Raw genomic sequence first — 11,925 nt, forward strand, 5'->3', positions numbered from 1 at the left:
CGCGCGGCGAGTGTCAGTCCTCGCCGAGCCCGCGCGCGGCCAGTGCGTCACCGGTCGTCCGCGCGTGGCCCACCATCCGCACCGCGGCAGGCACCAGCAGGGCGCGCGGCTCGCGGTCGAGCCCGCGTGCACGTGCGGCGTCCCGCGTCTCCAGCGACATCCGGGCCAGGACGGGGATCGTGCGCAGGACCAGCCCGGCGGCGAGCGCGAACGTCTCGGGGGACAGGCCGACGTGGCGCAGCGGCCGGGCCAGGCGGGACAGGACGTCGAGCAGCGTGTCGGAGCGGGTCGTCGCGGTCACGACGGCACCGAGCAGCACCAGGGCGACGAGGTCCGTCGCCACCTCGACCGCGGTGGCCCAGCCGCGCGCCCACCACTGGTAGGCGCCGATGAGCGCCGCCGTGAGCAGCGCCGGGACCAGGCCGCGGGTGGTGCGGTGCCACGGCAGGCGCGCCACCAGCTGCGCCAGGAGCGCGGCGCCGAGGAACACGAGCGCGCTGACGGGGCCACGCACGGCGACGACGGCGATCGCGAAGGCGGCGAGCGCGGCCAGCTTGAGGCCGGCGGGTGCGCGGTGGACCGCGCTGGACCCAGGGTGGTACAGGCCCAGGGGACCGGCCCACGGAGCGCGGATCGGCCCGCTCACGCGCCGACCTGCATCAGCGACCGGTAGTGCGCGACGGCGGGGACGGGATCTCCGTCGAACACGACGCTCCCGTCGTCGACGACGAGCACCCGGTCGGCGTCCAGCGCGGCGTCGAGATCGTGCGTGACGACGACCACCTGCTGGTCCAGCTCCGCGAGCAGGCGGTCCACGACGGCCCGCCACCGCAGGTCGAGCAGCGTCGTCGGCTCGTCGCAGACCAGCACGGCCGGCTCGGTGGCCAGCACGGACGCGAGCGCCAGGAGCTGGCGCTGGCCGCCGGAGAGGGCGTGCACGGGGACCTCGGCGCGGTCGGCCAGGCCGAACCGGTCGAGAGCCGCCCGCGCGGCCTGGTCGCGCTGGGCCGGTGTCAGGCCCAGACGCCGCAGGGACAGGGCGACGTCCTCGACCGGGGTCGGCATGACGAGCTGGGCGTCGGGGTCGGTGAACACGAACCCCACCCTGCGACGCACCGCGGCCCCGTCCCGGGCAGTGTCCAGACCGTCCACCCGCACCGTGCCGGACGACGGCAGCACGAGGCCGTTGAGCAGCCGGGCGAGCGTGGACTTGCCCGACCCGTTGGCGCCGACGATCGCGATGCGGCGCTCGGTGAGCTCGAGGCTCACCGGGCCGAGCAGGCGCACGACCCGGTCCGCGCCGCCGGCCGGATCGGGGCTGTAGGCGGTGACGAGGACCTCGTCGAGCGTGATCACCGGTCAGCGGCGCGAGCGCAGCATGTCGGGGAAGGCCTTGAACACCGCGACGGCGACGGCGGCGGCGGCGAGGTTCTTCACCACGTCGCCCGGCCAGTACACGACGTCGATCGCGAGGGCCTCGCCGGCCGAGAGGCCGAGGCGGGCCATGAGCCCCGCGATCCCGGCGGGGTGGATCGTCAGGAAGCTGGCGCCGAGGCCTGCGGCGACCAGCAACGGGTAGCGCCAGGACGTGCGGCGCAGCGCGGCCCCCGCGAACGCGCCGGCCAGGGCGGCGGCGAACGGGAACGCCAGCAGGTAGCCCACGGACGGCTTGCTGAGCACGACCAGCCCTCCGGTGCCCTCCGCGAAGATCGGCAGGCCGGCCAGGCCGAGTGTGACGTACAACAACGCGGTCAGGCCGCCCCGCCGCCAGCCGAGCACCAGCCCCGCCAGGATCACCCCGAACGTCTGCAGGGTGATGGGCACACCGGACGGGGTCGGGATGCCCGGCAGCACCGCGCACACCGCGATGAAGGCGGCGAAGGTCGAGATCAGGGCGATATCGGTGCTCACCGAGGAGCGCGCGACGGGTGCCGGGAGCGCGACGTCGGTCTCCTGGTCAGGTGCGCTGGTCATGGCTGCCCCTCGATCGGGTCGTGGCGAGCGCGGGTCGAGTCCCGCCGGTCCGGGGTGCGGCGCAATCAGGTGGCCGACCCCCACGGCCGGACGCCACGCTAGCCGGTCGTAGACTTGGTGGCGTTTGTGCCCGCGGCCAACGCCAGCGCGGCGAACTCGGAGGAAACCGTCAAGTGATCACTGCCCAGGCTGTCGAGCTGCGCATCGGCGCACGAGTGCTGCTCGAGGAGTCGTCGTTCCGCATCGCGGCCGGCGACCGGATCGGTCTGGTCGGTCGCAACGGCGCCGGCAAGACCACTCTCACCAAGACCCTGGCGGGGGAGACCCAGCCCACCGCCGGCCAGATCATCCGCTCCGGGGAGGTCGGGTACCTCCCGCAGGATCCCCGCACCGGTGACCTCGACATGCTCGCGATGGACCGGGTGCTGTCCGCGCGCGGCCTGGATGAGATCGTGCGCGCGCTGCGCGCGACCGAGAAGGCCATGGCGAGCGACGACGACGACGTGCGGGACAAGGCGATGGAGCGCTACACGCGGCTCGACGCCCGGTTCAACGCGGCCGGCGGGTACGCGGCCGAGAGCGAGGCGCAGCGCATCGCGGCGAACCTCGGGCTGGACGAGCGCGTGCTCGGCCAGACGATCGGGACGCTGTCCGGTGGCCAGCGCCGTCGCGTCGAGCTCGCCCGCATCCTGTTCTCGGGCGTGGAGACGCTGCTGCTCGACGAGCCGACCAACCACCTCGACGCCGACTCGATCATGTGGCTGCGCGACTACCTGCGGTCGTACTCCGGCGGCCTCGTCGTCATCTCGCACGACGCCGACCTGCTGCGTGCCACGGTGAACAAGGTGTTCCACCTGGACGCCAACCGCTCGCAGCTGGACCAGTACGCCCTCGGCTGGGACGCGTACCTGCAGCAGCGCGAGACGGACGAGAAGCGCCGCCGCCGCGAGCGGGCCAACGCCGAGAAGAAGGCCTCCGCGCTGATGGCGCAGGCCGACAAGATGCGCGCCAAGGCCACCAAGACGGTCGCCGCGCAGAACATGGCGCGCCGCGCCGAGCGGCTCCTGTCGGGTCTCGAGGCCGTTCGGGCGTCGGACAAGGTGGCGCACCTGCGCTTCCCGGACCCCGCCCCCTGCGGCAAGACCCCGCTGACGGCGACGGGCCTGTCCAAGACGTACGGGTCGCAGGAGGTCTTCACCGATGTCGACCTGGCGATCGACCGCGGCAGCAAGGTCGTCGTCCTGGGCCTCAACGGCGCGGGCAAGACCACGCTGCTGCGGATCCTGGGCGGCATCGAGAAGTCGGACACCGGCGAGGTCCACGCCGGGCACGGGCTCAAGCTCGGCTACTACGCGCAGGAGCACGAGACGCTCGACCTCGAGCGCACGGTCGTCGAGAACCTCAAGTCCGCGGCGCCGAACCTGACGGAGACCCAGGTGCGCTCCGTGCTGGGGTCGTTCCTGTTCTCGGGAGACGACGCCGAGAAGCCCGCCCGCGTGCTCTCCGGCGGCGAGAAGACCCGGCTCGCGCTCGCGGCCCTGGTCGTCTCCAGCGCCAACGTGCTGCTCCTGGACGAGCCCACGAACAACCTCGACCCTGCGTCGCGCGAGGAGATCCTCGCGGCCCTGCGGGGCTACACCGGCGCGGTCGTGCTGGTCTCGCACGACGAGGGCGCCGTCGCGGCCCTCGACCCCGAGCGGGTGCTGCTGCTGCCCGACGGCGACGAGGACCTGTGGAACCCGGCCTACCTGGACCTCATCGCGCTGGCTTAGCGTCCGTCGCTCGGCGCCGAGTCGCCCAGCTGCGCGTCGATGAGCGCGTCCTCGAGGTCCTCGTCGCGTCCCCCGCGGCGGCGGGGGACGTCGGGCGCGGCGGGCCGGCGCGGGGCCGCGGTGCGCGGCGTGTCCCGGGTCGGCCAGAGCTCGACGCCGTCGACCGTGACGGGCGCCGGCTCGACCGCGGCGGGGCCCTCGACGTCCCGCTCCGCGCGCTCGTCCTGCAGCTCACGCCGCGCGGCGATGCCGAACGCGACGAGGCCACCGAGGGCGAACGTCCACCACTGGAACGCGTACGACAGGTGGGACCCGGGGTCGGTGCTCGGTGGGGGGAGCTGGCCCGGGAGCTGTGCGACGGGCGGCTCCTCGCTCGTCAGGGCGAGGTAGGCGTCGAGCGTCTCACCCGGCACACCCCCGGCCGCGAGGACGTCGCTGGTCGAGATCGCCTGCACCTGCCCCGCGGGAGCGCTGCGGGTCGATGCGGGCTCGTCGTGCCGCAGGCGGGCCGTGAGCGTGACCGTGCCCGTGGGCGGCGCCGGCGGGGTGACGTCCGCGCTCCCGTCCGCGCCGAGCGGGACCCAGCCCCGGTCGACGACGAGCACCGTGCCGGCCAGGGTGTCCGCCGGGCCGCCGGCGGAGGCGTCGCTGACGACGAACGGGACCAGCACGTGGTACGCCGGGGTGCCGCCCACCGGGCGGTTGCGCAGCAGCACGGTGCCCGCCGGCTCGTACTGCCCGACGACGGTCACCCGCCGCCACACGTCGGCGTCCGTCAGGGTGTCCGCCGGGTCGTCGAGCACCCGGTCGAGCGGAACCGGGTCCGCCGACCAGTTGGTCTCGACCACGGCGATGGCGCCCTCCCGCCACACGTGCCGGTTCCACTGCCAGCGGCCCAGCAGGGTGCACGTGACCGCCAGGACGAGGCCGATCAGGAGCAGCCCGGTGGCGCGTCGTGCCGCAGGGCTCATGACGGCGGGACCGGGTCGAGCTCGGCGGCCGGGACGACGTCCTGCAGGAACCCGCGCGTGCCGAGGAACTGGCTGAGGTGTTCCCGGTGCTCGTCGCACGCGAGCCAGACCTTGCGCCGCTGCGGCGTGTGGAGCTTCGGGTTGTTCCAGAGCAGACCCCACATGGCGTCCGACCGGCAGCCGCGGCTGCTGCAGATGAGCTCGTCGACGGCGTCGGGAACGGGGTTGAACAGGCTCACGCGGGGCCCTCCGGGCGGTCGGACGGGCCGAGCCCGTGCGGGCCGCCGTCGCCGCCGACCTCACGAGGGCTCATGAACGAGCCGTCGGAGTCGCGGCGCTCGCGGCCGGCGTTGGCGAACAGCACGGCGGAGTAGGGCAGCACGACGGCGGCGACGATGAGCAGCAGGGACGCCCACATCGGGATGCGTCCCCAGGAGACCACCGCGACGGCGAAGCAGACGACCCGGATGCCCATCTGCACGAGGTACCGCTTCTGCCGGCGTGCCATGTCGTCGGCCAGCGGCTCCCTCGCAGCGGTGATGCTCGGGATCTGCTCCGGGGAACCCGGTCGCCGACGGATGCTGCTCACCGGGTGATTCTAGTCCGCGCGCTCCGTGGCGGCGCCGCCGGGACGTTGTGCAGGTCCCACAAGGCGGCGCCGCGAACGTGGGGGCGGTCGGTGCCGTGACGCACGGCACTCGTCGGCTAGCGTCGTGTCCCGTGCCTGAGACTTCCGACAACACAGCCGCCCAGCCGACCGCCCGCAGCGTGCTGGTGACCGGTGCCAACCGGGGCATCGGGCGGGCCATCGCCGAGCGCTTCGTGGCCAACGGCGACCGGGTCGCCACGATCTACCGCACGGGGGACCTGCCCGCCGGCGTCCTCGGGGTGGTGGGCGACGTGCGGGACAGCGCCTCCGTGGATGCGGCGTTCGCGCAGATCGAGGCCGCGCACGGCCCGGTCGAGGTGCTCGTCGCGAACGCGGGCGTCACGCGCGACCAGCTGCTCATGCGGATGACCGACGAGGAGTTCGCCGAGGTCCTGGACGTCAACCTCACCGGGGCGTTCCGCTGCGCACGTCGCGCCAGCAAGGGGATGATCCGGCTGCGCCGCGGACGCATCATCTTCATCTCGTCGGTGGTCGGCCTGTACGGGTCGGCCGGGCAGGTCAACTACGCCGCCTCGAAGTCGGGGCTCGTCGGCATGGCCCGCTCGATCACGCGCGAGCTCGGCGGTCGCGCGATCACCGCGAACGTCGTCGCTCCCGGGTTCATCGACACCGACATGACCCGGGCGCTGCCCGACGACACGCAGAAGTCGTACCGCGACGCCATCCCGCTCGGCCGGTTCGCGACCCCCGACGAGGTGGCCGGCGTCGTGGAGTTCGTCGCCTCCGACGCGGCAGGCTACATCTCCGGGGCGGTCATCCCCGTCGACGGTGGCCTCGGCATGGGCCACTGACACTCCTGTCCCGCACGGCGACGAACGAGAACGGAACGCACATGGGTCTGCTCGACGGCAAGAAGCTCCTGGTCACCGGCGTCCTGACGGACGGCTCGATCGCCTTCCACGTGGCGCGGCTCGCGCAGCAGGAGGGGGCGCAGGTGCTGCTCACCTCCTTCGGTCGGCAGTTCCGCCTGACGCAGGCGATCGCGCGACGACTGCCGCAGGAGGCGCAGGTCCTCCAGCTCGACGTCACGGACACCGACGACCTCGCGGCCCTCGCCGACCGCGTGCGGGAGGCCGGCTTCGACTCGCTCGACGGCGTCGTGCACTCCATCGGGTTCGCGCCGCAGTCGGTGATGGGCGGCAACTTCCTGGCCGGCGAGTGGGACGACGTGGCGACGGCGCTCCAGGTGAGCGCGTACTCGCTCAAGTCGCTCGCGGTCGCCACCCAGCCGCTGCTGGGCTCCGGGAGCTCGATCGTCGGCCTCACCTTCGACGCCCGCTACGCGTGGCCGGTCTACGACTGGATGGGCGTGGCCAAGGCGGCCTTCGAGTCGACATCGCGGTACCTGGCCCGTGACCTCGGGCCGCACGGCATCCGCGTGAACCTGGTCTCCGCCGGACCGGTGCGCACCACGGCCGCCAAGTCGATCCCCGGCTTCGAGGCGATGGAGGGTGGCTGGCCGGAGCGGGCGCCGCTCGGCTGGGACGCCCTCGACCCCGAGCCGACGGCCCGCGCCGTCGCAGCGCTGCTGTCGGACTGGTTCCCCGCGACCACGGGTGAGATCGTGCACGTCGACGGCGGGTACCACGCGATGGGACTGTGACCGGGCCGCGTGGCACGCTGGGCCGGTGACGTCCGAGACCCACCCCCGACAGCTCCTGCTCCTGCGCCATGCCAAGGCGGAGCACCCCGACCAGATCCCCGACGTCCAGCGGCCCCTGTCGCTCGTCGGTCGCCGGCAGGCCACGCAGGTGGGGGCAGGGCTGGCGGCGGACGGCCTCGTCCCGGACCTGGTCCTGTGCTCGGCGAGCGTCCGGACGCGCCAGACGTGGGAGCTGCTGCGGGCGTCGCTCGGCGCCGAGCCGGACGTGCGCTACCTCGACGAGCTGTACTCCGCCGGCTCGCGTGGGTTGGTCGACCTGGTCCGGGCGGTCCCGGCGAAGGTCCGCACGCTGCTGGTGATCGGTCACGAGCCGACGATGTCCCAGACGGCCACGCTGCTGGCGGGGCCGCGGTCGGACCCCGGCACGTTGGCGCGCGTCCGGGTCGGGGTGCCCACGGCCAGCTGGTCGCTGCTGGAGGTCGCCGACTGGGCAGCGCTGGACGACGGGGCGGCGACGCTGCGCAGGCTCACGATCCCCACGTGAGCGCGGGTGCGGGAGCGCCGTACGAGCGGTGAGCTCAGTACAACCGGCGTAGCGCGTCGGTGCGTCCGCGGTCGGCCGCCAGGTCGGTGCTGGGGCTGAGCACGTCGATGCCGCCCACGAGCGGCCGAGCGGCCAGCGCGCGCACCTCAGGATCCGTCACGGCCCCCGCCAGCAGCCGGGCCACCTGCGCCCCGTCCACCACGGCGAACGGCCTACCGTGGAACTGCACGGTCCGCTCCTGCACGTGCGCGGTGACGCCGAGCGCGTTGTGCCGGCGGACGAGCTCGACGAGCGCGTCACCCAGCCGCTCCTGCCGGGCCCGCCACTCACCGGCCGCGAGGGCCGCGGACACGGCCTCCCGCAGGGCACCGGTCGATCCGGTCCGCGCGAGCGCCGTGCCCAGCCACTTGTCGTACGGCGCGTACCGCCGCTCCTGCAGCAGCGCGAGCTGCGCGGCCGTCCGGCACACGCGGGCGGTGACGATCCGGGACCCCAGGTCGTCGCCCGCCATGCCCGCGCGGGGTGCCAGGTGCTCGTCCTGACCGATCGCGGACCACGCCGCCGCCTGCTGGTACAGCCAGACGTCAGGCGGGTAGAAGGCAAGCCGCGTGCGCACCGCCGTCAGGCCGAGGTCGTCGTGGAACACGGCGCCGGCCGTGAGCTCCAGGAGGCGCTGCTGCGGGACGACGAGCCAGTCGGTGGCGGACATCGCCCGGCGCGGGTCGACAGGCCCGAGCAGCTCGCGCAGGAGCGTCTCCAGCGTCAGGATGCGGACGCGGTGCTCCACGGGGCCGGTCGCGGCAGCATCCTGGCCTCGCGTCCCGTCGTCGCCGGCCGCCGCGGCCCGCGTGGTCCAGCCGCCGACGGCCGGGGGCAGCCGGTGTCGGAGCTCCTCGTGCAGGTCGGCGGCGTGTGCCGCGTGGTCCGCCGGCGACAGGAGGACCTGCAGCCGCGGTCCCCAGTCGTGGTCGGTCGAGGTGACGTCGTCGAGGCCGAGCACGTCCGAGCCGGGGCCGATTAGCGCGGCCGTGTGGGCCAGTCCGCGCTCCTCCAGCACCGGCCGGACGTCGTCGTAGAGCATCCGCGCCAGGTCCAGACCGGGCACGAACGCGGTCATGGGGCGAAGACGGGCAGCTCGAGGACGGCGTCCAGGCGGTCCCGCACGACCGCGTCGGCCGCCGCGCAGAGCATCGGCTTGGCGTTGTAGGCGATCCCGAAGCCCGCCGCCGTCACCATGTCGACGTCGTTGGCGCCGTCGCCGATCGCGATGGTGCGCTCCATCGGGATCCCGAGGGAGGCGGCGTACTCGCGCAGGACCACTTCCTTGGCCGCCCGGTCGATGACCGGTCCGCTGACCCGGCCGGTGAGGCGGCCGTCGACGATCTCCAACGCGTTGGCCCTGGTCAGCGTGATGCCGAGCGGCGCGGCCAGCGGGGTGACGATCTCGATGAAACCGCCCGAGACCAGCCCGACGGGCCATTCCCGCGCGTGCATCTCCGCGACGAGCTCACGTGCGCCGGGGGAGAGCTCGACCTCGGCCAGCACGTCGGTCAGCACCGACTGCGGCAGACCGGCGAGCGTCGCCACCCGCTCGTGCAGCGACGCGGCGAAGTCGATCTCGCCGCGCATGGCCCGCTGGGTGATCTGCGTGACGAGCGCCTCGGAGCCCGCGTGCGCCGCGAGCATCTCGACGACCTCGCCGGTGATGAGCGTCGAGTCGACGTCCATGACGAGGAGGTGGGGCTGCGGCTGGCTCACGGAACGGCAGGGTAGCGCCGCGTGCGCGCGGGCGTGACCCCCGCTCAGTCCGTGACGATCGTCCCCTTGGGCACCACGGTGATGCCCGACTCGGTGACGGTGAAGCCGCGGGCGCGGTCGTGGTCGTGGTCCAGCCCGATGCGGACGCGCTCGGGGACGACGACGTTCTTGTCGATGATCGCCCGGTGCACCTGGGCGTACCGGCTCACGTGGACGTCGTCCATGAGCACCGAGTCGGTGACCTGGGCCCACGAGTGCAGCCGGACGCCCGGCGAGAGCACCGACCCCGACACGGTGGCGCCGGAGACGAGGACGCCCGGAGACACGATCGAGTCGGCGGCGTGCCCGAGCCGACCGGCGCCGGCGTGCACGAACTTGGCCGGCGCCAGCCCGGTGTAGCCGGTGAGCAGCGGCCACTCGTCGTTGTACAGGTTGAACACCGGCTCGATCGAGATCAGGTCGATGTTCGCCTCGTAGAACGCGTCGATGGTCCCGACGTCACGCCAGTAGTCGCGGTCCCGTGGCGTCGAGCCCGGCACGTCGTTGCGCAGGAAGTCGTAGACACCGGCGGTGCCGCGCTCGACGAAGTAGGGGGCGATGTCGCCGCCCATGTCGTGGCGCGAGTTGACGTTCTCGGCGTCGGCCGTCACCGCCGCGACGAGGGCGTCCGCATTGGCGACGTAGTTGCCCATGGACGCGAGGATCTCGCCGGGGGAGTCGGCCAGCCCGACCGGGTCGGTCGGCTTCTCGAGGAACGCCTTGATGCGCGTGGGGTCCGTCGGGTCGACCTCGATGACGCCGAACTGGTCGGCCTCCTCGATCGGCTGCCGGATGGCGGCGACCGTGAACTCCGCGCCCGAGGCGATGTGTGCGTCGACCATCTGGGAGAAGTCCATGCGGTACACGTGGTCGGCGCCGACCACGACCACGATGTCCGGGCGCTCGTCCTCGATGATGTTCAGGCACTGGTAGATCGCGTCGGCGCTGCCCAGGTACCAGTGCTTGCCCACGCGCTGCTGCGCCGGGACGGCTGCCACGTAGTTGCCCAGCAGTGACGACATGCGCCACGTCTTGGACACGTGCCGGTCCAGGCTGTGCGACTTGTACTGCGTGAGCACGATGACGTGCAGGTAGTGGGAGTTGATGACGTTCGACAGGGCGAAGTCGATGAGCCGGTACAACCCCCCGAACGGCACCGCCGGCTTGGCGCGGTGAGCGGTGAGGGGCATGAGTCTCTTGCCCTCCCCACCTGCGAGGACGATAGCGAGGACGCGCGGCGCTGCCATGGCACGACCCTAGGCCCCCGGTGTGGTCCGGGCGAGGCGGGGCGCCCCTCACGCGCTAGCGTGTCGGCGGGAGAACCGGCCGTCGGCGCCGGCGAGAAGGGGATGGTTGAAGTGCGTGTCGACCTGCTGACCCGGGAGTACCCGCCGCACGTCTACGGCGGCGCCGGAGTCCACGTCGCTGGGCTCACCCGGGTCCTGGAGCGGACGATCGACGTACGCGTCCACTGCTTCGACGGACCGCGGCAGGACCCGGGCGTCACGGGGTACACCGTCCCCACCGAGCTCGCCGGTGCGAACGCCGCGCTGCAGACGTTCGGCATCGACCTGGAGATGGCCGACGCGGTCGGCCAGGTCGGTCCCGACGGCGTCGCCTCGGACCTGGTCCACTCGCACACCTGGTACGCCAACCTGGGCGGGCACCTGGCGGGCCTGCTGCACGGGATCCCGCACGTGGTCAGCGCGCACAGCCTGGAGCCGCTGCGTCCGTGGAAGGCCGAGCAGCTCGGCGGGGGCTACGCGCTGTCCAGCTGGGCGGAGAAGACTGCGTACGAGGGCGCTGCCGCCGTCATCGCGGTGAGCGGCGGCATGCGCGAGGACATCCTGCGCGCCTACCCGAGCATCGACCCGGGGCTGGTCAAGGTCGTGCACAACGGGATCGACCTCGAGCGCTGGCAGCGCCCCACCAGCCCGGAGGCGGTGGCGGCGGCGGAGGCCACCGTGCGCAGGCTCGGCATCGACCCGTCGCGACCCGCCGTGGTCTTCGTCGGCCGCATCACGCGGCAGAAGGGCCTGCCGTACTTCCTGCGTGCCGCGGAGCTCCTGCCGCCCGACGTCCAGGTGGTCCTCTGCGCCGGGGCGCCCGACACGCCGCAGATCATGACGGAGGTGACCGGGCTCGTCGATCTCCTGCGGGCCAGGCGGTCCGGGGTGGTCTGGATCGAGCAGATGCTGCCGCGCGACGAGCTGATCGCCGTCCTCATGCACGGCACGGTCTTCGCCTGCCCGTCGATCTACGAGCCGCTCGGCATCGTGAACCTCGAGGCGATGGCCGTGGGTCTGCCGGTAGTCGGTACGGCCACCGGCGGGATCCCGGAGGTCATCGACGACGGTGTCACGGGGCGGCTGGTGCCGATCGAGCAGCTGCAGGACGGCACCGGCACCCCGGTCGACCCCGACCGGTTCGTGCACGACCTGGCGGACGCATTGACCGACGTGGTCGAGCACCCCGAGCGGACGGCGCAGTGGGGCGTGGCGTCGCGTCGACGGGTCGAGGACCACTTCGCCTGGGAGGCGATTGCCGAGCGGACCATCGAGGTGTACCGGGCGGCTCTGGCCTGACGCTCGACC

General features: G+C 73.2%; 14 protein-coding genes. 5 read left to right on the forward strand and 9 right to left on the reverse strand.

Features of this window, described 5'->3' with window-relative positions; all coding sequences use genetic code 11:
- Positions 1 to 13: 13 nt before the first annotated feature.
- From KG102_RS07515 to KG102_RS07525, 3 genes are read right to left on the reverse strand one after another with little or no spacing between them, the layout of a single operon-like run.
- Complete coding sequence (locus tag KG102_RS07515) at positions 14 to 646, reverse strand: energy-coupling factor transporter transmembrane component T family protein (RefSeq protein WP_208290096.1); 633 nt, start codon at positions 644 to 646, stop codon at positions 14 to 16.
- Entirely contained in the window at positions 643 to 1,356 is a 714-nt protein-coding gene (locus KG102_RS07520) for an energy-coupling factor ABC transporter ATP-binding protein (protein WP_208290095.1), read from the reverse strand. The genes KG102_RS07515 and KG102_RS07520 overlap by 4 nt, the downstream gene beginning before the upstream one ends.
- Positions 1,357 to 1,359: 3 nt before the next feature.
- Positions 1,360 to 1,974: a biotin transporter BioY gene (locus tag KG102_RS07525; protein WP_208213695.1), complete on the reverse strand. Its 615-nt coding sequence runs from the start codon at positions 1,972 to 1,974 to the stop codon at positions 1,360 to 1,362.
- 173 nt (positions 1,975 to 2,147) lie between these two features.
- Here KG102_RS07525 and KG102_RS07530 point away from each other — a divergent pair, with 173 nt between their 5' ends.
- Entirely contained in the window at positions 2,148 to 3,746 is a 1,599-nt protein-coding gene (locus tag KG102_RS07530; protein ID WP_208213694.1) for an ABC-F family ATP-binding cassette domain-containing protein, read from the forward strand.
- On the opposite strand, the gene KG102_RS07535 is transcribed toward KG102_RS07530, so the two are convergent.
- The 3 genes from KG102_RS07535 to KG102_RS07545 are packed head-to-tail and all read right to left on the reverse strand — an operon-like array spanning position 3,743 to position 5,306.
- Complete coding sequence (locus KG102_RS07535) at positions 3,743 to 4,717, reverse strand: SURF1 family cytochrome oxidase biogenesis protein (protein WP_208290094.1); 975 nt, start codon at positions 4,715 to 4,717, stop codon at positions 3,743 to 3,745. The genes KG102_RS07530 and KG102_RS07535 overlap by 4 nt on opposite strands.
- Positions 4,714 to 4,956 (reverse strand): hypothetical protein, encoded by a 243-nt coding sequence (locus KG102_RS07540; RefSeq protein WP_208213692.1) that lies wholly within the window; start codon positions 4,954 to 4,956, stop codon positions 4,714 to 4,716. Before KG102_RS07540 ends, KG102_RS07535 begins: the two co-directional genes overlap by 4 nt.
- Positions 4,953 to 5,306: a DUF3099 domain-containing protein gene (locus KG102_RS07545; RefSeq protein ID WP_249667514.1), complete on the reverse strand. Its 354-nt coding sequence runs from the start codon at positions 5,304 to 5,306 to the stop codon at positions 4,953 to 4,955. Before KG102_RS07545 ends, KG102_RS07540 begins: the two co-directional genes overlap by 4 nt.
- Positions 5,307 to 5,437: 131 nt before the next feature.
- Between KG102_RS07545 and fabG the strand changes: the two genes are divergently transcribed.
- From fabG to KG102_RS07560, 3 genes are read left to right on the forward strand one after another with little or no spacing between them, the layout of a single operon-like run.
- Positions 5,438 to 6,178 carry a 3-oxoacyl-ACP reductase FabG gene (gene fabG / locus KG102_RS07550; protein WP_208290093.1) on the forward strand — a complete coding sequence of 247 codons (741 nt, stop codon included), beginning with the start codon at positions 5,438 to 5,440 and terminating at the stop codon, positions 6,176 to 6,178.
- Between the two features lie 41 nt (positions 6,179 to 6,219).
- Positions 6,220 to 6,990 (forward strand): enoyl-ACP reductase FabI, encoded by a 771-nt coding sequence (gene fabI / locus KG102_RS07555; protein WP_208213690.1) that lies wholly within the window; start codon positions 6,220 to 6,222, stop codon positions 6,988 to 6,990.
- Between the two features lie 25 nt (positions 6,991 to 7,015).
- Positions 7,016 to 7,534: a SixA phosphatase family protein gene (locus tag KG102_RS07560; RefSeq protein ID WP_208290092.1), complete on the forward strand. Its 519-nt coding sequence runs from the start codon at positions 7,016 to 7,018 to the stop codon at positions 7,532 to 7,534.
- Between the two features lie 34 nt (positions 7,535 to 7,568).
- On the opposite strand, the gene KG102_RS07565 is transcribed toward KG102_RS07560, so the two are convergent.
- From KG102_RS07565 to glgC, 3 genes are read right to left on the reverse strand one after another with little or no spacing between them, the layout of a single operon-like run.
- The gene (locus KG102_RS07565; RefSeq protein ID WP_208290091.1) at positions 7,569 to 8,651 is read right to left on the reverse strand and encodes a DUF4037 domain-containing protein; all 1,083 of its coding nucleotides are present in this window, start codon (positions 8,649 to 8,651) and stop codon (positions 7,569 to 7,571) included.
- Positions 8,648 to 9,292 (reverse strand): phosphoserine phosphatase SerB, encoded by a 645-nt coding sequence (serB, locus tag KG102_RS07570; protein WP_208290090.1) that lies wholly within the window; start codon positions 9,290 to 9,292, stop codon positions 8,648 to 8,650. The genes KG102_RS07565 and serB overlap by 4 nt, the downstream gene beginning before the upstream one ends.
- Before the next feature lie 44 nt (positions 9,293 to 9,336).
- Positions 9,337 to 10,578, reverse strand: coding sequence for a glucose-1-phosphate adenylyltransferase (gene glgC, locus KG102_RS07575; protein WP_208213686.1), 1,242 nt, complete (start codon positions 10,576 to 10,578; stop codon positions 9,337 to 9,339).
- Between the two features lie 111 nt (positions 10,579 to 10,689).
- Here glgC and glgA point away from each other — a divergent pair, with 111 nt between their 5' ends.
- On the forward strand, positions 10,690 to 11,916 hold the full coding sequence (gene glgA / locus KG102_RS07580) for a glycogen synthase (RefSeq protein ID WP_208290121.1): 1,227 nt from the start codon (positions 10,690 to 10,692) through the stop codon (positions 11,914 to 11,916).
- Positions 11,917 to 11,925: the final 9 nt, after the last annotated feature.

Origin of the sequence: Cellulomonas fengjieae (assembly GCF_018388465.1) — a bacterium.
In the GTDB taxonomy this organism is placed as follows: domain Bacteria; phylum Actinomycetota; class Actinomycetes; order Actinomycetales; family Cellulomonadaceae; genus Cellulomonas; species Cellulomonas fengjieae.

Excerpts from the sequence above, each read along its gene's own strand:
- KG102_RS07525 (WP_208213695.1), bottom strand. The coding sequence starts at position 1,974 with ATGACCAGCGCACCTGACCAGGAGACCGACGTCGCGCTCCCGGCACCC.
- KG102_RS07535 (WP_208290094.1), bottom strand. The coding sequence starts at position 4,717 with ATGAGCCCTGCGGCACGACGCGCCACCGGGCTGCTCCTGATCGGCCTC.
- fabI (WP_208213690.1), top strand. The coding sequence starts at position 6,220 with ATGGGTCTGCTCGACGGCAAGAAGCTCCTGGTCACCGGCGTCCTGACG.
- KG102_RS07565 (WP_208290091.1), bottom strand. The coding sequence starts at position 8,651 with ATGACCGCGTTCGTGCCCGGTCTGGACCTGGCGCGGATGCTCTACGAC.
- glgC (WP_208213686.1), bottom strand. The coding sequence starts at position 10,578 with ATGGCAGCGCCGCGCGTCCTCGCTATCGTCCTCGCAGGTGGGGAGGGC.